Source organism: Glutamicibacter sp. BSL13, assembly GCF_052928425.1.
Genome location: NZ_JAVGCZ010000016.1, coordinates 20,280 through 45,448, shown reverse-complemented (window position 1 = coordinate 45,448; position 25,169 = coordinate 20,280). Strand labels below are relative to the sequence as shown.

The 25,169-nt window shown below is 66.4% G+C and carries 28 protein-coding genes; 22 read left to right on the top strand and 6 right to left on the bottom strand.

Going from position 1 to position 25,169, the window contains the following annotated elements; translation table 11 throughout:
• The first annotated feature begins 13 nt into the window (after window positions 1-13).
• From atpD to RCJ92_RS04875, 3 genes are read left to right on the top strand one after another with little or no spacing between them, the layout of a single operon-like run.
• Complete coding sequence (atpD, locus tag RCJ92_RS04885) at window positions 14-1,462, top strand: F0F1 ATP synthase subunit beta (protein ID WP_343833788.1); 1,449 nt, start codon at window positions 14-16, stop codon at window positions 1,460-1,462.
• 1 nt (window position 1,463) lies between these two features.
• Entirely contained in the window at window positions 1,464-1,730 is a 267-nt protein-coding gene (locus tag RCJ92_RS04880) for a F0F1 ATP synthase subunit epsilon (protein WP_054821357.1), read from the top strand.
• A gap of 6 nt (window positions 1,731-1,736) precedes the next feature.
• Window positions 1,737-2,165 (top strand): DUF2550 family protein, encoded by a 429-nt coding sequence (locus tag RCJ92_RS04875; RefSeq protein ID WP_054821358.1) that lies wholly within the window; start codon window positions 1,737-1,739, stop codon window positions 2,163-2,165.
• Between the two features lie 113 nt (window positions 2,166-2,278).
• On the opposite strand, the gene RCJ92_RS04870 is transcribed toward RCJ92_RS04875, so the two are convergent.
• The gene (locus RCJ92_RS04870; RefSeq protein ID WP_446753914.1) at window positions 2,279-3,499 is read right to left on the bottom strand and encodes an N-acetylglucosamine-6-phosphate deacetylase; all 1,221 of its coding nucleotides are present in this window, start codon (window positions 3,497-3,499) and stop codon (window positions 2,279-2,281) included.
• Window positions 3,500-4,117: 618 nt separating this feature from the next.
• Window positions 4,118-4,813 carry an endonuclease NucS gene (gene nucS / locus RCJ92_RS04865; RefSeq protein WP_446753913.1) on the bottom strand — a complete coding sequence of 232 codons (696 nt, stop codon included), beginning with the start codon at window positions 4,811-4,813 and terminating at the stop codon, window positions 4,118-4,120.
• Between the two features lie 126 nt (window positions 4,814-4,939).
• On the opposite strand from nucS, the gene RCJ92_RS04860 reads away from it, so the two are divergent.
• The 3 genes from RCJ92_RS04860 (at window position 4,940) to crcB (ending at window position 6,418) form a co-directional block, all read left to right on the top strand.
• On the top strand, window positions 4,940-5,281 hold the full coding sequence (locus RCJ92_RS04860; RefSeq protein WP_421015247.1) for a hypothetical protein: 342 nt from the start codon (window positions 4,940-4,942) through the stop codon (window positions 5,279-5,281).
• A gap of 281 nt (window positions 5,282-5,562) precedes the next feature.
• A complete protein-coding gene (locus RCJ92_RS04855; protein WP_446753912.1) occupies window positions 5,563-6,039 on the top strand; it encodes a fluoride efflux transporter FluC in 477 nt (158 codons plus the stop codon).
• Window position 6,040: 1 nt separating this feature from the next.
• The gene (gene crcB, locus RCJ92_RS04850) at window positions 6,041-6,418 is read left to right on the top strand and encodes a fluoride efflux transporter CrcB (RefSeq protein ID WP_396278254.1); all 378 of its coding nucleotides are present in this window, start codon (window positions 6,041-6,043) and stop codon (window positions 6,416-6,418) included.
• Window positions 6,419-6,423: 5 nt separating this feature from the next.
• Here crcB and RCJ92_RS04845 read toward each other — a convergent pair whose 3' ends face one another.
• Complete coding sequence (locus RCJ92_RS04845) at window positions 6,424-7,665, bottom strand: AI-2E family transporter (RefSeq protein WP_446753911.1); 1,242 nt, start codon at window positions 7,663-7,665, stop codon at window positions 6,424-6,426.
• Between the two features lie 182 nt (window positions 7,666-7,847).
• Here RCJ92_RS04845 and RCJ92_RS04840 point away from each other — a divergent pair, with 182 nt between their 5' ends.
• The 6 genes from RCJ92_RS04840 to RCJ92_RS04815 all read left to right on the top strand — a co-directional run bounded on the left by RCJ92_RS04840 (window position 7,848) and on the right by RCJ92_RS04815 (window position 15,239).
• Window positions 7,848-9,536 carry a hypothetical protein gene (locus RCJ92_RS04840; RefSeq protein WP_138925968.1) on the top strand — a complete coding sequence of 563 codons (1,689 nt, stop codon included), beginning with the start codon at window positions 7,848-7,850 and terminating at the stop codon, window positions 9,534-9,536.
• Window positions 9,536-10,444 (top strand): tetratricopeptide repeat protein, encoded by a 909-nt coding sequence (locus RCJ92_RS04835; protein WP_343833773.1) that lies wholly within the window; start codon window positions 9,536-9,538, stop codon window positions 10,442-10,444. The genes RCJ92_RS04840 and RCJ92_RS04835 overlap by 1 nt, the downstream gene beginning before the upstream one ends.
• A gap of 135 nt (window positions 10,445-10,579) precedes the next feature.
• Window positions 10,580-11,344: an ABC transporter ATP-binding protein gene (locus RCJ92_RS04830; protein WP_138173052.1), complete on the top strand. Its 765-nt coding sequence runs from the start codon at window positions 10,580-10,582 to the stop codon at window positions 11,342-11,344.
• The gene (locus RCJ92_RS04825) at window positions 11,320-12,882 is read left to right on the top strand and encodes a transporter (protein WP_446753910.1); all 1,563 of its coding nucleotides are present in this window, start codon (window positions 11,320-11,322) and stop codon (window positions 12,880-12,882) included. The genes RCJ92_RS04830 and RCJ92_RS04825 overlap by 25 nt, the downstream gene beginning before the upstream one ends.
• Before the next feature lie 261 nt (window positions 12,883-13,143).
• Entirely contained in the window at window positions 13,144-13,398 is a 255-nt protein-coding gene (locus RCJ92_RS04820; RefSeq protein WP_054821750.1) for a DUF3039 domain-containing protein, read from the top strand.
• Window positions 13,399-13,472: 74 nt separating this feature from the next.
• A complete protein-coding gene (locus RCJ92_RS04815) occupies window positions 13,473-15,239 on the top strand; it encodes a DEAD/DEAH box helicase (protein WP_446753909.1) in 1,767 nt (588 codons plus the stop codon).
• A 113-nt stretch (window positions 15,240-15,352) separates the two neighbouring features.
• On the opposite strand, the gene RCJ92_RS04810 is transcribed toward RCJ92_RS04815, so the two are convergent.
• Window positions 15,353-15,946 (bottom strand): isochorismatase family protein, encoded by a 594-nt coding sequence (locus RCJ92_RS04810; protein WP_446753908.1) that lies wholly within the window; start codon window positions 15,944-15,946, stop codon window positions 15,353-15,355.
• Between the two features lie 8 nt (window positions 15,947-15,954).
• Window positions 15,955-17,253, bottom strand: coding sequence for a nicotinate phosphoribosyltransferase (locus RCJ92_RS04805; RefSeq protein WP_396278602.1), 1,299 nt, complete (start codon window positions 17,251-17,253; stop codon window positions 15,955-15,957).
• 440 nt (window positions 17,254-17,693) lie between these two features.
• Between RCJ92_RS04805 and RCJ92_RS04800 the strand changes: the two genes are divergently transcribed.
• From RCJ92_RS04800 to rdgB, 9 genes are all read left to right on the top strand, one after another.
• The gene (locus tag RCJ92_RS04800; RefSeq protein ID WP_446753907.1) at window positions 17,694-18,713 is read left to right on the top strand and encodes a sensor domain-containing diguanylate cyclase; all 1,020 of its coding nucleotides are present in this window, start codon (window positions 17,694-17,696) and stop codon (window positions 18,711-18,713) included.
• Between the two features lie 110 nt (window positions 18,714-18,823).
• Window positions 18,824-19,099 carry an ATP-dependent Clp protease adapter ClpS gene (gene clpS, locus RCJ92_RS04795; RefSeq protein WP_249354138.1) on the top strand — a complete coding sequence of 92 codons (276 nt, stop codon included), beginning with the start codon at window positions 18,824-18,826 and terminating at the stop codon, window positions 19,097-19,099.
• 4 nt (window positions 19,100-19,103) lie between these two features.
• Window positions 19,104-19,688 carry a DUF2017 domain-containing protein gene (locus RCJ92_RS04790; protein WP_446753906.1) on the top strand — a complete coding sequence of 195 codons (585 nt, stop codon included), beginning with the start codon at window positions 19,104-19,106 and terminating at the stop codon, window positions 19,686-19,688.
• Between the two features lie 5 nt (window positions 19,689-19,693).
• A complete protein-coding gene (gene murI, locus RCJ92_RS04785; protein WP_138925975.1) occupies window positions 19,694-20,611 on the top strand; it encodes a glutamate racemase in 918 nt (305 codons plus the stop codon).
• A 3-nt stretch (window positions 20,612-20,614) separates the two neighbouring features.
• Complete coding sequence (locus RCJ92_RS04780; protein ID WP_343833758.1) at window positions 20,615-21,523, top strand: MBL fold metallo-hydrolase; 909 nt, start codon at window positions 20,615-20,617, stop codon at window positions 21,521-21,523.
• A gap of 46 nt (window positions 21,524-21,569) precedes the next feature.
• The gene (locus tag RCJ92_RS04775; protein WP_138925977.1) at window positions 21,570-22,007 is read left to right on the top strand and encodes a carboxymuconolactone decarboxylase family protein; all 438 of its coding nucleotides are present in this window, start codon (window positions 21,570-21,572) and stop codon (window positions 22,005-22,007) included.
• Between the two features lie 25 nt (window positions 22,008-22,032).
• Window positions 22,033-22,365 (top strand): MGMT family protein, encoded by a 333-nt coding sequence (locus RCJ92_RS04770; RefSeq protein WP_446753905.1) that lies wholly within the window; start codon window positions 22,033-22,035, stop codon window positions 22,363-22,365.
• A gap of 157 nt (window positions 22,366-22,522) precedes the next feature.
• Entirely contained in the window at window positions 22,523-23,257 is a 735-nt protein-coding gene (rph, locus tag RCJ92_RS04765) for a ribonuclease PH (protein WP_138925979.1), read from the top strand.
• Window positions 23,254-23,889, top strand: a complete 636-nt coding sequence (rdgB, locus tag RCJ92_RS04760) for an RdgB/HAM1 family non-canonical purine NTP pyrophosphatase (protein WP_446753904.1) — start codon at window positions 23,254-23,256, stop codon at window positions 23,887-23,889. Before rph ends, rdgB begins: the two co-directional genes overlap by 4 nt.
• A 193-nt stretch (window positions 23,890-24,082) precedes the next feature.
• On the opposite strand, the gene RCJ92_RS04755 is transcribed toward rdgB, so the two are convergent.
• Window positions 24,083-24,358: a hypothetical protein gene (locus tag RCJ92_RS04755; protein WP_446753903.1), complete on the bottom strand. Its 276-nt coding sequence runs from the start codon at window positions 24,356-24,358 to the stop codon at window positions 24,083-24,085.
• 433 nt (window positions 24,359-24,791) lie between these two features.
• Here RCJ92_RS04755 and RCJ92_RS04750 point away from each other — a divergent pair, with 433 nt between their 5' ends.
• Window positions 24,792-25,169, top strand: a complete 378-nt coding sequence (locus RCJ92_RS04750) for a GntR family transcriptional regulator (protein ID WP_138178203.1) — start codon at window positions 24,792-24,794, stop codon at window positions 25,167-25,169.

Sequence of the window (25,169 nt, the reverse complement as noted above, 5' to 3'; positions counted from 1 at the left end):
AGAAGTGAGAAAGATGACTGCCCAACTCAACGAGCAGGTTACCGCAGGGGCCACCGGTCGCATTGCCCGCGTGACTGGCCCGGTCGTGGACGTCGAGTTCCCAGCCGATGCACTGCCTGCAATCTACAACGCACTGACCGCTGATCTGACGATCAACGGCGAAACCAAGAAGATCACCTTCGAAACCAGCCAGCACCTGGGCGACAACATGGTTCGCGCCATCTCGCTGCAGGCCACCGACGGCCTGGTGCGCGGCGCGCAGGTCACCGACACCGGTGCACCGATCTCCGTGCCGGTCGGCGACGGCGTGAAGGGCCACATCTTCAACGTGCTGGGCGAGGCCCTGGACGTTGACAACTCGGAGATCCAGGTCACCGAGCGCTGGCCGATCCACCGCGAGGCCCCGAAGTTCTCGGACCTCGAAGGCTCGACCGAGATGCTGGAAACCGGCATCAAGTCGATCGACCTGCTCACCCCGTACATCCAGGGTGGCAAGATCGGCCTGTTCGGCGGCGCCGGCGTGGGCAAGACCGTGCTGATCCAGGAAATGATCACCCGTGTGGCCCGCAACTTCGGCGGTACCTCGGTGTTCGCCGGCGTGGGTGAGCGCACCCGTGAAGGCAACGACCTGTGGGTCGAAATGGACGAAGCCAACGTGCTGAAGGACACCGCCCTGGTGTTCGGCCAGATGGACGAGCCGCCAGGCACCCGTCTGCGCGTGGCCCTCTCGGCCCTGACCATGGCGGAGTACTTCCGCGATGTGCAGAACCAGGACGTGCTGCTGTTCATCGACAACATCTTCCGTTTCACCCAGGCCGGTTCCGAGGTGTCGACCCTGCTGGGCCGCATGCCTTCGGCCGTGGGCTACCAGCCGAACCTGGCTGACGAAATGGGTCTGCTGCAGGAACGCATCACCTCCACCAAGGGCCACTCGATCACCTCGATGCAGGCGATCTACGTGCCGGCCGATGACTACACCGACCCGGCCCCGGCGACCACCTTCGCCCACCTGGATGCGACCACCGAACTGTCCCGTGAGATTGCCTCGCGCGGCCTGTACCCGGCGATCGACCCGCTGACCTCGACCTCGCGCATCCTGGACCCGCAGTACGTGGGCCAGCACCACTACGATGTGGCGATCCGCGTGAAGTCGATCCTGCAGAAGAACAAGGAACTGCAGGACATCATCGCGATCCTGGGTGTGGACGAACTGTCCGAAGAGGACAAGATCGTCGTGGCCCGTGCCCGCCGTATCCAGCAGTTCCTGTCGCAGAACACCTACACCGCGAAGCAGTTCACCGGTGTCGAGGGTTCGACCGTGGCGCTGAAGGACACCATCGAGGGCTTCGAGGCCATCTGCAACGGCGACCTGGACCACATCGCAGAACAGGCGTTCTTCAACGTCGGTGGTCTGGACGACGTCGAGCGCCAGTGGGCCGAGATCCAGAAGGCCAGCAAGTAGCATGGCCGAGCTTCAGGTCGAAATCGTGGCGGCCGACCACTTCGTGTGGGCCGGCCCCGCGAAGCTGGTCAAGGCGCGTTCGGTGGACGGTGAGATCGGAGTTCTGCCCGGTCACGTGCCGACCCTGACCGTGCTTGCCGCAGGGGATCTGGAAATCGACCCGGTTTCCGAGGCCCGCTTCTCGGTGCGCATCGATGGGGGATTCTTCTCCGTCGACCACGACCGGGTGGTTATCGTCGCCGACAACGCAGTGGTTAACGCAGCGTAGGCGCCATTGATCGAGATTAGCGCACCAGTTCTGATCGCCTTGCTGGTCTTGGCCGGCATCGTGACATTCTTTGGTGCCATGGGCGTGCGCCGCTTCCAGTTGCGGCGCACGCTCGGAACCTTCGATGCCTCCTACCACACGCCCGCGGGCAAGTGGGTGATGTGCATTGGACGCTACGGCACGGCCCATGTGGACCTGCTGCGGTTCTTCTCGGTCTCGCCGATCCCGGCGTTCGTGCTGGAACGCCGGGGCCTGGACATTTCCGGGTGGCGGCGGCCCAAGGACGATGAACGGGGCAAGATCCCGCCGGGGTTCATCATCGTTAGCCTCAAGCGCGGCGATGAACTGATCGAGATGGCGATGGACTACCGGGACTACACCGGGTTCTCCGCCTGGCTCGAGGCCGGCCCGATCGCCGGCTCCTGGCAAATCTAGTCGACACCGTCTCCTGGCTGAGACAACAGCTGACCCCCAACCCTTCACGGGTTGGGGGTCAGCTGTTTAACGACACGACGGGATGGCGGGCGGACCGAGCCCGGTATGCGGGTTCAGTCCAGCAGCTGCCCGTTGCGGAACACCTGGCGCAGCTCCAGGTTCGGGCCAAGCACCAGCAGGTCGGCCACGAAGCCCTGGTGCAGCCGCCCGGCCTCATCGGCCAGCCCGATCAGGTAGGCCGGCACCTTGGTGGCGGAGATGATCGCGCGCACCAGTGGCACCCCGGCGGCCACGGTGCGGCGCACCACCTCCAGCAGAGTGCAGGTGCCCCCGGCCAGCCGCTGCCGATCGCCCTCGGCCAGGTGCGCCTCGCCGTCCTCGACCCGCACCTTGGCCGGGCCCACCGTGTATTGGCCGTCGGCCAGCCCGGTGGCGGCCATCGAATCGGTGACCAGTGCAATGGACTTGGCGCCCACCAGCGCGAAGACCATGCGCACGGTGTCGGGGGACAGGTGCACGCCATCGGCGATCAGCTCCAGCACCGCATGGCCCTTGGCCGCCATTTCCAGCGCGGCGGCGGCCGGGCCGGGATCGCGGTGGTGGATCGGCGGCATCGCATTGAACAGGTGGGTGACCAGCGGGCGTTCGGTGAAGCCGTCCACGCCGGCGCTTTCGAGCTGCTCGGTGATCTCCTGCAGGGCCTTGCGGGTCACCGACGCGCTGGCCGCGGTGTGCCCGATGGCCGGGACGATGCCCTGGGAGACCAGCGCCTCGATCAAATCCTCGGTGCCCTCCAGTTCCGGGGCGAAGGTCATGGTGCGCAGCTGCCCATGGCTGGCCATCACCAGATCCGCGACGAAGTCCGGATCCGGGTCGGTGAGGAATCCCGGGTACTGGGCGCCGCAGCGTTCGGCGGAGAGGAACGGGCCCTCGGCGTGGATCCCGGCAATCAGCCCGGCCTCGGCGAACTCGGCCAGCAGTTCGGTGGCGTTGAGCATCTGTTCGTGGTCGGAGGAGACCAGGGAGGCGATCACCGTGGTGGTGCCCGAGCGGTGCAAAAAGTCGATGGCGTCTTTGACCCCGGCGTGCTCGGGATCGGAGAAGTCGGCGCCGTTCGCCCCGTGGCAGTGGATGTCGATCAGCCCGGGAACCAGGGTGGCGTCCTCGGCCAGGGGATGCTCCGTGAAGCTGTCTGCGTCCTCGGCGGCCAGGAAGTCATCGCGGTTGCCCGCGAAGACGATCCGGTCGCCCTCGATGGCAAGCGCGCCATCGGTAACCTGCAGGCCGTCGGAGACCAGCCGGGCGAACATTACGGTGCGCTGTTCGGTGCTCATGACCCCAGCTTAGGCACATTCGTTCGGGCTTGTCTCAAATTCGCGAATAATTCCAGCCCTGGTACCCCAGCGATGAGCCCGAGATTGCTGGGTACGCTGGCTGCCGTGCGCCAGTTTCGATGCCCGGACCGCAGCGGTTTATCGCTGCGGCACATCGCGGGATAGCTGGAGCGTTCTTTCACCAAGGATTGGAGCGGGTAGTGACCGTAAACCACCGGCAATGGGTATACGCCAGACTGTTGCAATACGAACGCCAGAAGAAGATCTGCACGAGCCTGATCAGTCTTTCTGGTGGCTTGTTGGTGGTTCTGGGGTTGGGCGGGACACGCTTGTCGCACGCTGCGTGGCAGGTGACATCGCTGTCCATTACGTCTGTCGTCCTTGCCGTGCTGGGCCTTGGATGTGCCTATCTCATGGCCCAGGAAGCCGATGAGGATCTTCGAATGACCATGCGAAGGGTCGAACAAACCGAGGCAAGTTTTCAAATAATTGATCCGCGCCGTGACCGCAAATCGCTGGCGATACTCTTCGCCGCCGGGCTGGCATGTCTGGGAATCGCCGTTGTGAATGGTTGCCGGGCTTTGGTGGCCCGGCCGGTAGCCGGCAGTTGCCCTGAGCCTAGAACAGCCGCCCAGCCGAATCGTCCACGCCGCGCATCGCGTCGTAGTCGAGCACCAGGCAGCGGATGCCGCGGTCCTCGGCCAACGTGCGGGCCTGCGGCTTGATCTGCTGGGCGGCGAAAATGCCGGTGACCGGCTTGAGCAGCGGGTCGCGGTTGAGCAGTTCCAGGTAGCGGGTGAGCTGTTCGACCCCGTCGATGTCCCCGCGGCGCTTGAGCTCCACGGCCACCGTGGCCCCGGCGCCGTCGCGCGCCAGGATGTCCACCGGGCCGATCGCGGTCATGTACTCGCGGCGGATCAGGGTGTGCCCGTCGCCGAGCAGGTCGATCTGTTCGGCCAGCAGGCGCTGCAGGTCGGCTTCCACCCCGTCCTTGATCAGGCCCGGGTCGGTGCCCAGCTCGTGGGCTGAGTCGTGCTCGATCTGGTGGAAGTGGATGGTCAGCGTGTCATCGCTCTTCGCCGCGGCCAGGCGCCACACCTCGGTGACACCTTCCTCGGCCAGTTCGGGGGCCGGTTCCTGCACGTGCTTGGTCAGCGGCGGGTTCATCCAGTTCAGCGGCTTGTAGCTGCCGCCGTCCGAGTGGATCAGTACCGATCCGTCGGCCTTGACCATGATCAGGCGCTTGGCCAGGGGCAGGTGGGCACGCAGACGCCCGGCATAATCCACGGAACACTTTGCAACAACTAAACGCACCCACACAACACTACCTGCTGGCCGCGCCGGATGCAGGCAGCGTGTGACGCAGGTATCCGGTGGCGTCCGCCGGTGGTGTGATCGCTCGGCTGGAACCGGCTTGCTGCCATGCGGCATGATGGAGCCATGCCCCGTTCTAACCGCCCCCGCCGCAATGGAAGGTCGCGCAACACCACGTCGCGCCAGCCTTCCGGGCCGCCGCAGTATGAGGAGGACTGGGTCGAACGGGCCCGCTACGGGGTGGTGCGCCTGCAGGATGCCCCGGACGGGCAGTGGCATGTGCGCAAGATCAGCCCGCTGTCCGCGTCCAAGACCTACACCTGCCCGGGCTGCCACCGGGTGATCGGCGTGGGGGTCTCGCACCTGGTGGCCTGGCGGGCCGATCACTGGTCCGGCGACGACGCCTCGGCGGCGGCGCGGCGGCACTGGCATGAACGGTGCTGGGAGATCCGCTCCTACCGTTACTGATGGTGTCTGTGGAGTTCCTGCGCACCATGGCCTTGTGCCAGAATGAGAACGATGCCCGGCATCACGGCGGTGGGGCCCGCCGTACCCAACCTCGCACCCGTTGCGACAACGGCCCCTACCTCAGCAGCACCACTGTGCCCGAAAGGTAGGAGATCCACGATGAGCGTCACACTTTGCAGCCCCGAATATTCCTCGGCTACCAGGCGGCGGATATCCGCGCGCCATGCACCGTGTGGCCACCCAGTGGGGGAGAAGGCATGAAATCCACGACGCCGAAGCCCGTGCGCACATCACACTTGACCCGTCTGGTCCCGCTGGTGTTGGTTTTTCTTGGCGGGGCGCTGGGCACAGCTAGCCGGCAGGGCCTTGCCCTGCTCTTCCCGCCGGTGGATTCGGTGCCGTACACCATCCTTGCCATCAATGTGCTCGGGGCCTTCCTGCTGGGACTGCTGCTTGAGTCCCTCGCCCAGCACAGCACCGAACAACGCCGGCACCGCGTCTGGCGGCTGCTGCTGGGGACCGGCTTCATGGGCGCGTTCACCACCTACAGTGCCCTGGCCGTGGACACGGCCCTGCTGTTGAACGGGAACCGCCCGCTGGCCGCTCTGGCCTATGCACTGGGCACCGTGGTGCTCGGCTTCCTGGCGGCGGCCGCCGGAATCATCCTTGCCGCCACGATCCGGCGCTCCAACACCCGGCATGGCCGGCCAGCCAGCGTGGAGTCAAATAGGTCCGCCGAGCCGGAACGGGGGCAGTGAGATGGATGCGCTGCAGTTTGTGCTCTTGGCCCTGGCCGGGGGACTGGGGGGCGTCAGCCGCTTTGTGCTGGTGGAGTGGATCGCCGTGCGCTGGCGCGGCACGCTGCCGTGGGGCACGATCCTGATTAATCTGAGCGGATCCCTGGTGCTGGGCCTAATCACCGGGCTGGCGATGGGCCACCTGCTGCCCGAGACCTGGCGGCTGATCCTGGGCACCGGGTTCCTCGGCGGCTACACCACCTTCTCCACCGCCAGCGTGGAAACCGTGCGCCTGCTGCGCCAGGGCCGGGTGCTGGCCACGCTTGGCAACGCGCTGGGCACGCTGCTGGCCACGGTGCTCGCGGCCGGCCTCGGATTGTGGCTGGGTCTGGCGTTCTAGGTCTTCTAGAGCCGGTCCTGGCGCGCGATGAACACCTCGCGCAGCAGGATCATGGCCGCCGCAGCGGTGGGAATGGCCATCAGCGCGCCGGTGATCCCGGCCAGGGAACCGCCGGCGATCACCGAGATCACCGCCACCGCGCCGGGCACCGCCACCGCCTTGTGCATGATGCGCGGGGAGACGATGTACGCCTCGATCTGCAGGTAGCCGAAGTAGCAGATGCCGTAGATCAGCGCGCTCTGCCAGCCCAGGGTGAGGGTCAGCGTGGTGACCAGCACCCCGGCGATGACCGCCCCGACCAGCGGGATGAACGCCAGCATCGCCACCATCAGGGTCAGCAGCGCCGCGAAGGGCACGCCCAGGATGGTCATCAGGGTCAGCGCCACCAGCGAGTTCAGGATCGCCACCGAAGCCTGGCCGATGACGTAGTTGCCGACGCTGCGGGTGATCCGGTTCATCAGCTCGCCCACCCGTTCCCTCTTGGAGCGCGGGGCCAGACGCAGGGAGAAGGCCATGATCCCGGGCATGGAGGCCAGGAAGTAGACGGCCAGCACCAGCACGATCAGGATCCCGAACATGGACTGGGCCACGGTCTGCGAGACGCCCAGCACCCCGCCGAAGACGTTGGCCACCGCCCCGGAATCCCCGAAGAACTTGTCCACCTCATCGTTGATCCGCTCGGTGACCTGGTACTGCCGGTCCAGCTGGAGGACCAGCTCACTGTTCAGGAAGTCATCGATCATCTGCGGGGCGCTTTCGATGAACTGGGTGATCTGGGTGACCAGGGTCGGGATGATCAGCGCCATGAACCCGCCAAAGATCGCGAAGAGTCCCACCATAGTGGTCAGCACCGCCAGCGGGCGGGTGAAGCCGTGGCGGACCAGGAAGCGAACGATCGGGTCCAGCCCCAGGGCGATGAACATGGCGATCACGATCCAGGTGATCAGCGAGCCCACGTTGGTCAGCAGGTAGTAGCCCAGCAGCGCCAGCCCCACGCCCAGGGTGGCCAAAAACCCCAGGGCCACCGGGTGAATCAGCTCCAGCGGCTCGGCCTGCGCCTCTCCGTCCACGTTCGGTTCCTCGCCCAGGGCCGGGGGCCGGGCCGGGGCGTTCAGCAGTCTGGAAAGCCGGCGGCCAAAGTGCCGCATCCGGCTGCCGCCGGCAACGACCTCACGGGCGGGCACCTCGGTGGCCGGGCGCGGTGCCGGTTCGTCCTGGTGCGGCTCGGAATCAGGCTGCGGGTTCATGGTTTTGAGCTTACCCCCAGCCGGGGCGGTCAGGATGGATGTTGCGGGCCCGAGCCCGCACGCGGGTTGAGCATCCTCACAATCCGCGTCAGGAACCAAGTCCACGATCCACTCGTTAGACTTGAGTCGAAGACCTTGTGACCGTGATGCGAATGGGTGAAGCCGTGCGAAAAATACTACCGGTGATCGCGATGCTGATCGGGGCCGTGGCCCTGTTCATCGGCATCGGACAGAAGACGTTTTGGGCGCCGCCCGAAACGGTGACTGCCACCATGCCCGAATTCGACGGCAGCGCGCCGTTGACGGTGATCGAGCCGTCGATCAACGACGCGGACATCGCCCCGGTGGAGCTGCAGATCGAATCCGAGGGGGAGTTCACCGCCTCGCTGGGCCGCAGCTACGACGTGGAGGCCTGGGTGGGCGATGCCAAGCACGTCTCACTGACCGGCATCGACCGGGAGAACCACCGCCTGCAGGCCGAGCTGGTCGACGGCAAGGCCGAGGTGCCCAACCCGGCCGGCGGGGACATCTTCTTTGACTCCCAGCAGGCCGACGGGAAGATGACCTACCGCTGGACCGCGCCCGATAGCGGCTCCTGGTCGCTGCTGCTGGCCGCCGACGGCAAGCAGGCCGCCCCGGCGAAGATCTCGGTCACCTACGCGAACACCGCCACCATGCCCTGGGCGCTGCCGCTGATCATCATCGGTTCGCTGCTGATCGTGGTGGGCCTGGCCTTCCTGCTGGTGCGCCCCGCCGCCAAGCGCCCGGCGCGCCGGGTGAACACCCACAACTCCCTGGCCCTGGTCGCCGCCCTGTCCCTGGGCCTGTCCGGGGTGCTGATCCCGGCCGCCCCGAGCGATGAGTCCGCCAGCCCCCAGGACGCCGAAAGCGCAACCCCCAGCGAACAGGCCAGCGACGCGGCCGCCGAGCAGTCCGCCTCGGCCACCCCCGAGGAGCAGACCGCCACCACCTTCCCCGTCGTCACCGAGGAACAGCTGAACCGCATCCTGGAGGATGTGAAGAAGCAGGTCGGCAAGGCCGATGATTCGCACAACGCCAAGGATCTGGACGCCCGCACCGCCGGGGCCTTCAAGTCCATCCGCTCCAGCCGCTACGAGATCCTGAAGAAGGACGTGAAGGTCGCCGAGCCGACGAAGCTGGCCACCGACGTCATCCGCTCCGCCGCGGTGCCCAACACCTCCGAGGCGAAGTTCCCGCGCGTGATCAACGTGGTCACCGCCAAGGACCAGGACCCGAACACGCTGCCGATCGCCATCACCCTGCGCCAGGAGAACGCGCGGGATAACTACAAGGTCGTCTTCGCCTCGCAGATGCTGCCCGGCGCCTCCTTCCCGGGCATCGCGGTGGGCGACCCGTCGGTGAAGCAGCTGGGCGCGGACGCCGAGGGGCTGAACACCAAGCCGCAGGACGCCATGAACCAGCTGGCCGACGTGCTGACCAACCCGAAGTCCAAGCAGGCCGGGAAGTTCGCCGAATCCGAGTTCATCAAGGCGGTGCACGCCGGACAGAAGTCTGAGAAGGACAAGGCCAACGAGGCCGACGTGAAGTACGAGCGCAAGCCCAGCGCCAAGGACACCACGGTGCTCTCCACCCCGGACGGCGGGGCGATCGTGACCGGGTTGATCAACTCGACCACCACGTTCAAGCGCACCGAGGACAGCGACCCGCTCAAGGGCGCCGATGAGCTGACCCGCAAGCTGCTGGGCAGCAGCTCCAGCACCGGGGACGTGCAGATCCGCTACGCTGAACCCGTGATGTTCTACATCCCCGCCGGGGACTCGAAGGACAAGATCTCCCTGATCGCCGGCGAAGTCGTACTGCTGGATGTCAAGCAGGTGAAGGAGAACTAATGAGCGAACAGAATATCCCCTCGGCCCGCGGGGCCGTGGATTTGACCGACCTGGCCGCCGCGGCCCAGCAGGCCGAGCAGATCCCGGCCGACGCCGCCGGCAGCTGGACCACCCAGCTCGATGAGGCCGGGTTCCAGCAGTTCGTGGGCCTGTCCCAGCAGGTCCCGGCGCTGGTGTCGCTGGGCGCCGCGCGCCTGGCCGCCTCGGTGGAGCTGGACAAGATCCTGGGCACCCTGGTGGACCGTCAGGGCGGGAAGATGGTGCTGGGCGTGGTGGATGCCGAGGCGCACCCGCAGATCGCCCAGGCCTTCCAGGTCCAGCAGATCCCGATGGTGGTCGCGCTGGTCAAGGGCCAGCCGGTCCCGCTGTTCCAGGGCACCGCCCCGGCCGAGCAGATCGAGCAGGTCCTGGCCCAGCTGCTGGAGCTGGCCGCACAGCAGGGGATGGGCGGGACCGTGCCGCCGTTCGGCGCCGCGGGCACCGAGGAGCCAGCGCTGCCGCCGCTGCACCAGAAGGCCATGGACGCGATCGACGCGGGGGACTTCGCCGCCGCGGAGGCCGCCTACACCCAGGCGCTGAACGAGAAGCCCAACGACCACGAGGCGCAGGTGGGCCTGTACCAGGTGCGCCTGCTCTCGCGCACCCAGGGCAAGGACCTGAACCAGGTGCGCCAGGCCGCGGCCCAGTCCCCGGATGACATCAACGCCCAACTGGAGGTGGCGGACATGGATGTGGCCGGCGGGCACGTGGAGGACGCCTTCTCCCGGCTGGTGAACCTGATCTCCCGGCTGCACGACGAGGACCGCGAACGGGTCCGGCGCCGGCTGATCGAGCTGTACGCCGTGGTAGGCAACAGCGACCCGCGGGTCGCCGCCTCCCGCCAGAAGCTGGCCCGCGTGCTCTTCTAGACCACCGCTTCACGCCGCGGCGACGCCAGCGGGCAGGAAACCTCATCCCATCGGAGGGGTTTTTGCCCGCTGGCGTCGTGGTTTAACTCCAAAGGATGATCCGCCCGGGGTGGGGCCATTGATAATCTCGGGTACATGAGTATCCCCGCACTGAGCATCAGATCGCTGGCCAAGCAGTTTGGCCCCAAGGTGGCGGTCAACGACGTCAGCCTGGACGTCCCGGCCGGTTCCTTCTTTGGCCTGGTCGGCCCGAACGGCGCCGGCAAGACCACCATGCTGTCCATGGCCACCGGGCTGCTGCGCCCGGATGCCGGCAGCGCTGCCGTGCACGGGGTGGACGTGTGGGCCCAGCCGCGCGAGGCGAAGTCGATGATGGGGGTGCTGGCCGACGGGGTGCGACAGTTCGACCGGCTCACCGGACGCCAGCTGGTCACCTATTCGGGGCTGCTGCGCGGGATGGAGCGCGAGGAGGTCACCACCCGCACCGAGGACCTGCTGCGGGTCATGGACCTGGTCAACGACGGGGACAAGCTGGTGGTGGACTACTCCGCGGGGATGACCAAGAAGATCTCGCTGGCCACCGCGATGATCCACTCGCCGAAGCTGCTGGTGCTCGATGAGCCCTTCGAGGCGGTGGACCCGGTCTCGGCGGCGAACATCCGCGACATCCTGAACGAATACGTGAAGTTCGGCGGCACCGTGATCGTCTCCTCCCACGTGATGGACCTGGTCCAGCGCATGTGCTCGCACGTGGCCGTGATCGCCGACGGGGTGCTGCGCGCCTCGGGCACCGTGGATGAGGTGCGCGGCGGGATGAGCCTGGAGGAACGCTTCGTGGACCTGGTCGGCGGACGGGCACAGGGCGGAGGGCTGTCGTGGTTGCGCACATCCTCAAACTAAAGCTGACCCTGCTGCGCAACGGTTTCCGGCGCAGCACCTGGCAGCTGGTCGGGGTGATCATCGGTACGCTCTACGCCCTGGGCGTGGTGGCGATGCTGATCCTGGCCGCCTGGTTCTCCGCGGACCTGCAGTGGCTGAGCTACATTTCCATCCTGGCCAGCTCGCTGGTGGTGATCGGCTGGGCGATTGTCCCGCCGCTGCTGACCGGCGTGGACCTGACCCTGGAGCCGCAGCGCTTCGTGCACTTTGGCATTGAGCCCAAGACGCTGGGCCGGGCGCTGGTGCTGGCCGGATTCGTCTCCATCCCGGCGCTGATCACGGTGCTGGCGATGGCCGGGTTCAGCGTGCTGTGGCGCCTGGATCCGGGTGTGCTGCTGCTGGCGCTGGTGGCGAACCTGGGCACCGCGGTGCTGGCGGTGTTCGGCTGCCAGTACCTGACCATCCAGGCCACCGCGCTGCGCTCCAAGCGCCGCTTCCGCGAGGCCACGTTCCTGATCTTCTTCCTGCTGCTGGTGAGCCTGGGGCCGATCATCGGGATGCTCACCGAGGCGGCGACCAGCGCCCTTGACTGGATCGACCCGGTCGCCACGGTGTTGGCCTACACCCCGTTCGGCACCCTGGGCGCGGTCGCCCCGGCCGCCGCCGAGGGCGCGTGGCTGGCCGCGACCGGCCACCTGCTCTACGGCCTGGTGTGCCTGGCGGTGCTCTACTGGCTGCTGCTGCGGGCCACCGCGAACGCCGTGGTCACCGCGCCGGCCCCGCAACGCGCGGCCTCGGCCAAGGGATTGGGTCCCTTCAAGTGGATGCCGTCCACCCCGTGGGGTGCGGTCGCCGCCCGGGCACTGGTGTACTGGCTGAAGGACCCGCGCTACGCGATTGGCGTGCTGATGGTCCCGGTGCTGCCGGTGATCTTCTACTTCGCCGGCTCGCAGTCCGGCAGCTACGCGATGATGTTCCTGCTCGGCCCGATCTTCGGGATCCTGATGGGCTTTTCCATCTCCGCTGACGTCTCCTACGACAACACCGCGTTCTCCCTGCACGTGCTCACCGGGGTGCGGGGCCGCGATGACCGGATCGGGCGCATGCTCGCCTGCCTGCTGGTGGGCCTGGTGCCGGTGCTGCTCGGGTCGATTCTGCCCGGCGCGCTGACCAACCAGTACTGGCGCATCCCGGCCGATGTGGGCCTCTCGCTCGGTGCGCTGCTGGTGGCCCTGGCGATCTCCTCGGTGGTCTCGGCCCGCTACACCTACGCGGTCCCGCTGCCGGGGGAGAACCCGATGAAGACCCCGCCGGGCAACGGGGTGCGCGTGGCGCTGACCCAGCTGCTGACCTTTGGTGGGATGGGGCTGCTCTTGCTGCCGCTGGTGATCCCGTACCTGTTTGCGATCTTCGGCGGTATCCGGCCGCTGGGCTGGGTGACCCTGGCCGGCGCATTCGTCTACGGCGGGATCCTGCTGTTGATCGGTGTGCGGGTGGGCGGCAAGTGGATGGATGTCCGCCTGCCGGAGCTGATGCAGGCGGTGCTGCTGAACAAGTAGCGGCCTCGACGGCCATGGCGCCCCACCCAAGCCCCGGTAGCCGGGTGCTGGATCACCTCCAGCACCCGGCTACCGGGGCTTTGCCATGTCCGCAACCCCCTGCCGGTGCCCGGAACTTCACACGGTGTTCAAAGCCATCCGCGGTGCCCGGCAAGTCGGCAGGTCAGCCCGGTAATCGAGCGGATTTCCGGGGCTGCCGCGGACCGCTCGGGCGTGCTGTGGGGGCTTGGGTGGAGCGCGAAAAGTACTAGACTGGATGCCATGGTTGAAGAGTCACAGGAAACCCGCGGCGGAACAGCAACAATCGAGCGGACCGAGACGCAGCAGAACGTTGAGGCCGGCGATCACGAGCGCTTCGCACACTATGTGCGCAAGGAAAAGATCATGGAATCGGCCCTGTCCGGGGAACCGGTGATCGCCCTGTGCGGCAAGGTCTGGACTCCCGGCCGCGACCCCAAGAAGTTCCCGGTCTGCCCGGAGTGCAAGGAAATCTACGAATCCATGCAGGGCGACTAACCGACCCTGCCTTCACGCCCGGCAGCCGCACGGCTGCTGGGCATAGATTCGTGGTCCGCGCCGGGAGAGGATAGATGACCGACACACTTTTCGACATTGGTGACAAGCTTCCGCTGGAAGACAAGCTGCCGGTGGCATATCCGGAACGCGCGGCCTGGGGCACCGGGCCGAAGCTGCGTGCCTGGCAGGCCGAGGCGCTCGCCCTCTACTTCGACACCGAACCCAAGGACTTCCTGGCGGTGGCGACCCCCGGCGCCGGTAAGACCACGTTCGCGCTGCGCCTGGCCAAGGTGCTGGTGGACTCCAAGAAGATCAACCGGATGATCGTGGTCGCGCCCACCGACCACCTGAAGAAGCAGTGGGCCGACGCGGCCGGCCGTGTCGGGCTGGCGCTGGACCCGAACTACAAGAACTCCGATGGCCGCCACGGCGATCACTACCTCGGGGTCGTGGTCACCTATGCGCAGGTCGCCCAGAAGCCGGCCGTGCACCGGGCCAAGACCGAGGACGCGCGCACCTTGGTGATCATGGACGAGGTCCACCACGCCGGTGACGCCCTGTCCTGGGGCGATGGTATCCGCGAGGCCTTCGAGCCGGCCACCCGCCGGCTGGCGCTGACCGGCACCCCGTTCCGTTCGGACACCGCCCCGATCCCGTTCGTGCAGTACACCGACGAGGGGGATGGGATCCGCCGCTCCAAGGCGGACTACACCTACGGTTACGGCAACGCCCTGACCGACCACGTGGTGCGCCCGGTGCTGTTCATGGCCTACTCGGGCAACATGCGCTGGCGCACCGCCGCCGGCGAGGAAATGGAGGCCCAGCTCGGTGCCGGGGCCACCAAGGACATCACCGCCCACGCCTGGCGCACGGCGCTGGACCCGACGGGGGACTGGATCCCCTCGGTGCTGCGCGCCGCCGACCGCCGCCTGTCCGAGGTGCGGCGCACCGTGAAGGACGCCGGCGGGCTGGTGATCGCCACCGACATCGATGACGCCAAGGCCTACGCCCAGCAGCTGGAGGCGATCTGCGGGCAGAAGGTCACCACGATCCTCTCCGATGACCCCACCGCCTCGCAGAAGATCGATGAGTTCTCCGAAGGCGATTCACGCTGGATGGTGGCGGTGCGCATGGTGTCCGAGGGCGTGGACGTGCCCCGGCTGTGCGTGGGCGTGTACGCCACCTCGACCTCGACCCCGCTGTTCTTCGCCCAGGCCGTCGGCCGCTTCGTGCGAAGCCGCAAGCGCGGTGAAGTGGCCAGCGTGTTCCTGCCCTCCGTGCCGATCCTGATGGCCCTGGCCAACGAGATGGAGGTCGAACGCGACCACGCGCTGGACCGCGAAGGCTCCAAGGTGGAGGACGGGCTGGATGACGCGGCCCTGGAGGAAGCCAACCGTGAGGAGAAGGCCAGCGACGAGCTGGTGCGCAACAAGTTCGAGGCGCTGAACTCCCAGGCCTCATTCGACCGCGTGCTCTTTGACGGCGGCGAGTTCGGCACCGGCGCGGACATCGGCAGCGATGAGGAGCTCGGCTTCCTGGGGATCCCCGGGCTGCTGGAGCCCGAACAGGTCTCGGCGCTGCTGCGCGAACAGCAGAGCAAGCAAATCAAGGGCGGGGCCTCCAAACCCGCCCCGGTTTCCGATCACCGCCAGCTGATGGACCTGCGCAGCCAGCTGTCCAAGAACGTTTCGGCGTGGGCGGCGCGCACCGGCACCCCGCACGCGCAGATCCACACGAAGCTGCGCAGCGTGTGCGGTGGACCGGCCGTGCCGCAGGCCAATGCGGACCAGCTGCGGGCCCGCATTGAGAAGCTGCAGGACTGGTTCGTCGGGCGCAAGTAGCCAGCGGTGACCGCAGTCCCGGTAGGAGCGGAACGCCGCACCCAAACCAAAGAGGAAGAGGCCGCCACGGCGGCCTCTTCCTCTTTGTCAATGCCCGTGTTCCGGCCCGGTTTCTAGCCCAGGGTCAGGACGGTGACCCCGGATTCACGCAGTTCGCTGTACAGGCTCGGCAGGTTCTCGGGGGAGACCGCAGCGGTCAGCGGGGTGATCACGGTGGTGGCGAAGCCGGCCTTGGCCGCATCCAGCGCGGTAGCGCGCACGCAATGGTCGGTGGCGATGCCCACCACGTCCACCGCGGTCACCTGCCGCTGCTTCAGCCAGTCCTCCAGCAGCGGACCGGATTCGTCCTCCAGGTCCGCGGCCGGATTCAGCAGCCGGGCCTCGAAGCCCGAATAGCCATCCGAATACCGGCCCTTGGCGAAGTGGCCGTCCACCTCCAGGTCGGCGATCTGCGGATGCAGGGCCGCGCCGGGAGTCCCGGCCACGCAGTGCACCGGCCAGGTGTCCACATAGTTCGGGTTCTTGGAGAAATGGCGGCCCGGATCGATGTGCCAGTCCTGGGTGGTGGCGATCGCGGTGTAGGAGTCGCGGCGTTCGGCCACATCCGCGGCAATGGCCGAGGCAACGGCATTGCCGCCCTTCACGCCCAGCGGGCCGCCTTCGCAGAAGTCCGGTTGTACGTCAATGATCAGCAGTGCGCGGGACATAGTGCTTCCTATTCATTCACGAGGATCGTGGGGATCACCGGTTCACCGCGCTGCAGTTTGCGGGCGATGCCTGGCATCTCCTGGATCGAGGCGTGGTGCCGCTGGCGGGCCAGCTGCACGCCGGAGGCTGAGACATACTTTTCGTCAATCTCACCATGCGTGACCAGCGGGACGGTTAGCAAGCGTTCCGGGCCTTCGGTGGTGTGTTCACCCAGTACAACGATCTCGTTGACCGCACGGTTCCGCTCATTGAGCTGACGCACGCCGCTCTTGCGTCCGCCGGTGCTGGCCTTGTTGGTGGCGGCCTTGGCCACCGGGATCCATTCGCCGCAGGTGTCCTGGCGGGCCACCAGCTTGTAGACCATGGAGGCGGTGGGGTGCCCGGAACCGGTGACCAGTGCGGTGCCCACCCCGTAGGAGTCCACCGGGGCGCTGGCCAGGGCGGCGATCGCGTACTCGTCCAGGTCGCTGGTGACGGTGATCTTGGTGTTCCAGTTGCCCAGGTCATCGAGCAGCTCGCGCACCCAGGTGGCCTGCTGGACCAGGTCCCCGGAGTCCAGCCGGACCGCACCCAGTTCGGCGCCGGCGATCTCCACCGCGGTGCGCACGCCCTGCTCAACGTCGTAGGTGTCCACCAGCAGCGTGGTGTCCACGCCCAGGGCATCGACCTGTGCCTGGAACGCCTCGCGTTCGCTTTCATGCAGCAGTGTGAAGGAGTGGGCGCTGGTGCCCACGGTCGGGATGTCGTAGCGGGCCCCGGCCTCCAGGTTGGAGGTGGAGTCAAACCCGGCGATGGCGGCGGCGCGGGCCGCGGCCACGGCGGCCTCCTCGTGGGTGCGCCGCGAGCCCATCTCGATGCAGGGGCGCTCGCCGGCGGCGGCGATCATGCGAGAGGCGGCGGAGGCGATGGCCGAATCGTGGTTCAGCGTGGAGAGCACGAAGGTCTCGATGACGCAGGCCTCGGCGAACGTGGACTCCACGGTCAGCAGCGGCGAGTTGGGGAAATAGAGCTCACCTTCGGCGTAGCCGGTGATGTTGCCGGTGAACTTGAAGTTCTCCAGGTAGTCCAGGGTCTCCTTGTTCACGACCTTGTTGTCGGAAAGGAACTTCAGCTGTTCGTCCTCGAAGCGGAAGTTCGCCAGCCCCTCCAGCAGCCGGCCGGTGCCGGCGACCACTCCGTAGCGACGTCCATCCGGCAGGCGGCGGGCGAAGGCCTCGAACACGCTGGGACGGTGCGCGGCCCCGGACGCCAGTGAGGCCTGCAGCATGGTCAGCTCATAGTGGTCGGTAAAGAGGCTGGTGAGCATGCGGTGCTCCTGTGTAGTCGGGGACAAACCAAGACTTACTGTATCCCGCTTCAAACCGTGGTGAGACATCACCCCGGTGCCTGGTGCGGGCGAGTCCCGGATGCGCCGGCGCATTGCCCTGCACTGGATCCGCCTGCGTCGGTTCCGTTGCCGGGTTCCAGCACGAGAGGCACGGAAATGGGAGTCGAGTGGGCCAGCACCAGCGCTTATGGGGCTGGGGCCGGCCCGGGGACGGCGGAGCCGTAGAGCCTGCTGTTCGGGCTTGAAGTCGCCATGTCGCGCTGGTATTTTCAGCAAAAAGCGGGGTTCGGATGATGCGGACCGGTGAAGCGGCCGGGAGCTGTACGCGGTGCGCCCCTCCGGCGCGGGCACCAACCGTGCGGATCCGGCATCTCAGGGGCACCCCTGAGACGATCGACAACGAGAAACGAGTGGCAAGCGTGTACGAATCTGGCACCGGTGAAGGCTCCCTGTCACAGGACGCACTCCTTGGAAATGCGGAGGGTGCACCGCGGCTGGCCACGGAGCGCAGGGAGGTCAACGGTGCCCACAGTTTCTCCCAGGCCGCGCAGCGCGTGGTGGACTACCTGAACCACCACACCCCTTTAACTGATTGGTCGGTCTCGCGGATCACCGACGGGTACCAGGTGCACCTGCACGTTCACCATGATCACCTGATCAACGTGGGGGACCGGATGGACTGGGGCGAAACCTTTTGTCGGCGCATGGCGGCGGGCGCCGCGCACGTGGTCCCCGACGCCAAGACCCACCCGCAGTATGCGGATTTGCAGGTTGCCCGCAAGATCGGGGCGTATGCCGGCTATACGATCGGTGATGACAATGGACAGCCCTTCGGCGTGCTGTGCGGGGTGCGCAGCCAACCGCTGGAGGCTAACGAGTCCGTGGACGAGGAACTGCTCAAGGTCTTCAGTGACCTGCTTTCCTCCCAGCTGGAACTCTCCCGCGGCTTCGACCGGGACCGGCGGGCCCTGGAAATCGCGAAGGCACAGGCGCACCGCGATGCCCTGACCGACTTGCTGAACCGTCGCGGCTGGGACGCGATTCTTGCCGACGCCCAGGCACGGGTCAACGCCTTTGGGGATCTGGTCGCCGTGGCCGTACTCGACATTGACGGATTGAAGGCCCTGAACGATTCGCAGGGTCACACGGCGGGGGATCAGTTGATCCAACGCGCGGCCCGGGCGCTGCGCGACGCCTCCTCGCGCTCCCACCGGATTGCGCGCTACGGGGGAGATGAGTTTGTCATCCTGGCCAACGGGATTCCTTCCGCGCGGCTGGAGCAGCATTTCGCCGTGTTCCGCCAGGCTTTGGAAACGGCGGGGGTTGCGGCGTCGCTTGGCTACGCCGCCTCGGTGCCCGGGGATTGCTCGGTGCAGCAGGCATTCATGGAAGCCGACCGGCAAATGTACCTGGACAAGCAGCGCCGCCGGGCCCGATAACCCACGCACCCATCCCGCCGATGCGTTCGCACCAGCGCACTGGATCAGGGTTGTTGTCACCGCGAGCCCGGGAAGCGCGATAAGGGCGTAAAATGGTGGGCATGACCGTCATGCCCGATATCTTCGAAGAGATTAGTGAGCAGGTTCTCCACGATAAGAAGTGGCGCCTGATCGTGTGGAACGATCCGGTGAACCTGATGAGCTATGTCAGCTATGTCTTCCGCAGCCATTTTGGCTTTACCGCAGAGAAGGCCGAGAAGCTGATGATGCAGGTGCACCACGATGGCTTTTCGGTGATCCTGAACGGGTCGCGCGAGAAGATCGAGGGGCACGTGCAGGCGATGCACGGTTATGGCCTGAACGCCACCATGTCCCAGGAGGCCTAACTTCGTGGCCAAGGCCTTCAAGCGCACCGCCCGCGGCATTGCCGGTTCCCTGCACGAACCGGAACGCAAGCTGCTGCGCGAACTGTTCGACGACGTGATCTCCCTGCTGGAGGAACGCGACGAGATCCACCAGGTCGACCCGAGCGAGGAACTGGATCCGCTCTACGCGCTGACCGGGATGAGCCCGGACCGCGGACCGCTGCCCGAACCCTCCGACCCGGCCGTGGCCCGCCTGCTGCCGGTGGCCAGCGATGACCCCGAGGTGGCCAACGACTTCCGCCGCTTTGGCGAACACGACCTGATCCTGTCCAAGATCGGGCGGCTGCGCGAGGCGAAGTTCCTGATGGAAAACACCCGGATCGTGCTCGATGACGCCGCCGCCTCCCGCTTCGCCCAGGCCCTGAACGATGTGCGCCTGGTGCTCTCTGAACGGCTGGGGATCCGCGATGAAGAGGACTCGGCGCGGATCGCGCGGATCGATGATGCGCGCAAGGTCAAGAACCCGGACGACTACATGGCGCTGATGTACAACCTGATTTCCTGGATCCAGGACACGGTGATGCGCGCGCTGCTGGATGCGGAGTACTAACTTTCATGCCCTCCTTCTTCACCACCGGCCCGCAGAGCTCCCCGGATGCCAATACCCCAATCGGGATCTTCGACTCCGGGGTGGGCGGGCTGACCGTGGCCCGCGCGGTGATTGACCAGTTGCCCGGTGAATCCCTGATCTATGTGGGGGACACCAAGAATTCCCCGTACGGTCCGCTGCCCATCGCCCAGGTGCGCGCCAACGCGCTGGGCGTCATGGACGAATTGGTTGAGTCCGGCGTGAAGCTGCTGGTGATCGCCTGCAACTCGGCCTCCTCCGCGGTGCTGCGCGACGCCCGCGAACGCTACACTGCCCAGTACGGCATCCCGGTGGTGGAAGTCATCCAGCCGGCGGTGCGCCGCGCCGTGGCCGCCACCAAGAACGGGAAGATCGGGCTGATCGGCACCCAGGCGACCGTCGGTTCACGGGCCTACGAGGACGCGTTCGCCGCCGCCCCGAACCTGGAGATCACCTCCGTGGCCTGCCCGCGGTTCGTGGAGTTCGTGGAATCCGGCATCACCGCCGGGCCCGAGCTGCTGGAAATTGCCGAGCAGTACCTGGCCCCGCTGCAGGCCGCCGGGGTGGACACCCTGATCCTGGGATGCACCCACTACCCGCTGCTGACCGGCGTGATCTCCTATGTCATGGGTGATTCGGTCTCCCTGGTCTCCAGTGCGGAGGAAACCGCGAAGGACACCTTCCGGGCACTGACCAGCCACGGGCTGCTGCGCAACGACGCTGATCAAGCGCGTCACGAATTCCTTGCCACCGGCAACGCTGATAGTTTTGGTGTACTGGCGCGACGTTTCCTGGGTCCGGAAGTGCTCACGGTACGTCATGTCGAAAACGTAGCAGCCCACTATCCGACCGGTTCGATTGCCCGCATTACCCCGCAGATGATCGCAGCGTCGAAAAGCGAGTGAGACATGAAGCTGACCATCATCGGGTGCACCGGCTCCTTTCCCGGTCCCGGATCTCCGGCCTCCTGTTACCTGGTCACCGCCTTTGACGGCACCCGGGACTGGAAGATCCTGCTCGATCTTGGGTCCGGCGCCCTGGGGGTGCTGCAGCGCTACACCGACATCAAGGACATTGACGGGATCGCGATCTCGCACCTGCACCCGGACCACTGCATGGATCTGTGCGGACTGCATGTGGCCATCCGCTGGGATCCCAATGGCTGGAACCGCGAGAAGATGCTGGTTTGGGGACCGGAAGCCACCGCGGAGCGGATCGAAACCGCCTACGGGCTGCCTGAGGGCGACACCATGCACCAGGACTATGACTTCAACATCTGGCAGGAACTGCAGCCGGTGAACATCGGTCCGTTCACCATCACCCCCTACCCGGTGCGCCACCCGATCGAGGAAGCCTACGCGCTGCGCGTGGAGGCGCACGAGCCGGGCCCGGACGGGGAGATCCTGACCAGCGTGCTGACCTACTCGGGGGACACCGACACCTGCGACGGGCTGGTTGAGGCCGCCCGCGGGGCGGACATGTTCCTGTGCGAGGCCGCTTTCGAGGAGGGCCGGGATGACGCGATCGACGGGGTGCACCTGACCGGCAAGCGGGCCGGGCAGATGGCCACCGACGCCGCGGTGGAGCGGCTGCTGCTGACCCACATCCCGGTGTGGACCTCCATCAACAAAGTCGTGGACGAAGCGAAGGAAACCTACAGCGGCGGGATTGCCGTGGCCGTCTCCGGGGTGACCTACGGGGTCTACTCCGGCAGCCAACTGGGCACCCCGAAGTCGTTGCCCACCGCACCGGTTTCCATCATCCGCCCATCCAAGGTGCGCGCCTGGAAGGGGACGCGGGCCATCCGCAAAAAATAGCGGCCCCGGCGGTGAACCGGGACCTTGAAGGGAAGGGACGAGCCTCATGAGCACCGTCAATCTCGGAAAACAACACCCGGACCTGTACAAGAGCATGCTCGCGTTCAGCCAGCAGGCCGACGCCGCGGTCGCCGCCAGCGGCCTGGATCCCAAACTGGGGGAACTGGTCAAAATCCGGGTCTCACAGATCAACGGCTGCGCCTTCTGCCTGCGCATGCACACCCGTGATGCCATCAAGCTGGGGGAGAGCAGCGACCGGCTGGCCGTGGTGGCCGCCTGGTGGGAATCCCAGTACTTCAGCGACATTGAATCCGCCGCCCTGGCCCTGGCCGAGGAAGTCACCGAACTGCCGGTGCCGGCCCGCGGCAGCTGGGACACGGGAGTGCTCAGCGAGGAGCAGGTCTCGGCAATCAGCTGGCTGGCCGTGGTGATGAACGGCTGGAACCGCATCGCCATCCGCAGCCACTACCCGGTCGCGCCCTAGCTGCGCACGTAGGCAGGAACCCAGCATGAATGATGCGGAAGAACGCGTACGCGAAATCGCCAACCAGGTCCCTGCCGGGGAAGTCATCAGCTATGGACAGATCGGCAGGATCGCCGGGCTGAACCCACGGATGGTGGGCCGGATCGTTGCGCGGATCTCCGAGTCCATCCCATGGTGGCGGGTGGTGCGTGCCGACGGCACCCCGCCCGCCTGCCACGGCGGCACCGCAGGGGCATTGCTGGAACAGGAGCATATTCCCTTCAGGAACGGGAAGATCGACTGGTCGCGGCTGGAGGGGCGTGAAACCGGTAGACCGGAAGCGACCCTGCCGCCGGGCAACAAGGATGCAGCGCAGTAGGCTTCGCTCCACGGGGCCGGCTGCATGGTCCCCGGGGTCGCTTAGCCCAGATGACGGGCTGCCCCGGCAGTCCGTCATACCCGTGCCACTTGGGTGTTTCGCGCCCGTCCACAGCGTTCTGTCAGTGGGCGGGGTGTGGTTTCGTTAGGATGGAACCATGACTTTACGTGCTGACGGCCGCAGTGCCGCGCAACTTCGAGACATCACCATCACCCGCGGCTGGTCCGCACAGGCCGAAGGCTCTGCGCTGATCGAGTTCGGCGAAACCCGTGTTCTGTGCACCGCCTCCTTCACCGAAGGGGTGCCGCGCTGGCTCAAGGGCCAGGGCACCGGCTGGGTGACCGCCGAATACGCGATGCTGCCTCGAGCCACCAATACCCGTAACTCCCGTGAATCGGTCCGGGGCAAGCTTTCGGGCCGCACCCATGAAATCTCCCGCCTGATCGGCCGCTCCCTGCGTGCCATCATCGACACCAGCGCCCTGGGCGAAAACACCATCGTGCTGGACTGCGACGTGCTGCAGGCCGACGGCGGCACCCGCACCGCCGCCATCACCGGCGCCTACGTGGCCCTGGCCGAGGCCATTGAATGGGCCCGGCGTGAAGGCATCATCGCCAAGAACACCAAGGTGCTCACCGACTCGGTCGCCGCGATCTCCGTGGGCATCATCGACGGCACCCCGATGCTGGACCTGCCGTACGAGGAAGACGTGCGCGCCGAAACCGACATGAACGTCGTGGTCACCGGTTCCGGTGACTTCGTTGAGGTGCAGGGCACCGCCGAAGGCGTGCCGTTCAAGCGCGCCGAACTGGACGCCCTGCTGGACCTGGCCCTGATCGGCACCACCGAGCTGGCCCAGATCCAGGCCGACACCCTGAAGGTGAACGCGTGAGCGCCCCGGTGCTGGTGCTGGCCAGCTCCAACCAGGGCAAGCTGCGCGAACTGCGGGAGCTGCTGCGTGGCAAGATCGAGGGCCTGGATGTGGATACCCAGGTCATTGACGCCGCGACCGCCGGTGCCGGCGACGTGGTCGAGGATGCGGTGACCTTCCAGGGCAACGCCCTGAAGAAGGCCCGCGAGATTGCCGCGGCCACCGGGCTGGTGGCGCTGGCCGACGACTCGGGCATCTCCGTGGACGTGCTGGGCGGGGCGCCGGGGATCTTCTCGGCCCGCTGGTCCGGACGCCACGGCGATGACGATGCGAACATCGACCTGCTGTTGGCCCAGTTGGGCGACATTGCCGATGAGCATCGTTCGGCCGCGTTCGTCTGCGCCGCCGCCGTAGCCACCCCGGACGGCACCGCGCACGTGGAGCTGGGAACCATGCCGGGCAAGCTGCGCACCGAACGCAGCGGAAGCAACGGCTTTGGCTACGACCCGATCTTCGAGCCTTCCGGCTCGGGCCGCTCACTGGCGGAGTTCTCCGCGGAGGAGAAGAACGCGGTCTCGCACCGCGCCAAGGCGTTCGAGGCCCTGCTGCCGCAGGTCGTCGAGAAGGTCAACGAGGTACTCTCCCAGCGCTGACGCCCCACGGCGCGGTCGCTGCTGACCCTAAGCCCGCTGCCAGCCGGGGAACCTGAATCGTTGTTCCCCTGGCGGTGCCGGGTTTTTTCCTGCCTGGAATCGGTCACACAGAGGAGAGGAAAAGGTCGGGGTCACCAGCACGTGCTGGTGACCCCGACCTTTACTGCTTCCTTGCTTCAACTCCGATCGGCGGCTAGCCCGAGGCGTTGTCCTCGTCCTCCGATTCATCCTGGCTGCGGGTCAGCTGCTTGGGGGTGGTGTGGCCAAGGACCTGGCCGCTGGCCGGGGTCTGGGCGGCGCTTTGCACCGTGCCTTGCGCGTTGGGCGCCACCGCGCCGGCGGAATTCACTGCGCTCAGGCTCAAGCCCAGGGTCAGCATGGATACCGAGGCAAGCATGGTGGTGAAGCGGCTGCGGTTATTGGCCCGCTGTTGGGCTTCGGAGGGGCCATCGAAATTCGGGGAGTACATCACTGTCGGAAGGTTCCTGATTCTGTCGTCGGGGATCCGTTTGGACCCGGTCGGCATGGTTCAACACGCGTTGCTCAGGGCCGGCGTGATGCGCAAGCAGGCGAAGGTAGTGCCTTGGTCATCAGTGTCCTCCTCATCTGTGGTGGATTGATTCCATCCTTTCTGTTCAAACTTGGTGTTAGCTGAGTTACTGACCCGGAACAGCTGAAATCCCACCGAAATCCGCGTCTTTACAGGTCAGCGCGTTCACGAACCGCGAACAGTTAAGAAACCTTAACTTTGGATCCCTGCTGCACCGACGCGGGATCAACTTTTCCGACTGCAGGGTCTTGTCGGATCTCGAGGCTGGTTATATGGTTAGTTACATGAGTAATGCACCGAGTAACAGGACGAGGGGAACCGCTGTTGTTCGGACACATAGAGGAGGCGTTCAATGATCGACGACTCGAAGCCGATCTTCCTGCAGATAGCCGAGCTGATCGAAAATGACATCGTCTCCGGGGTGCTGGCCGAGGAGGCCCAGGTGCCCTCCACCAACGAATTCGCCGCGTTCTACCGGATCAACCCGGCCACCGCGGCCAAGGGCGTCAACCGGCTCGTGGAAAACGGGCTGCTGTACAAGAAACGGGGAATCGGCATGTTTGTTGCCCACGGAGCCCGCGACCGGCTGATCGAAGCCCGGCGCCAGCACTTCAGCAAGCAATACATCCAACCCCTGGCCGCCGAAGCCCAGAAGCTGGGCATCGGCACCCAGGAACTGATCGACATGATCCAGGCCGCCCACGGCCAACTATCGGGCAAGGAAGTGTAA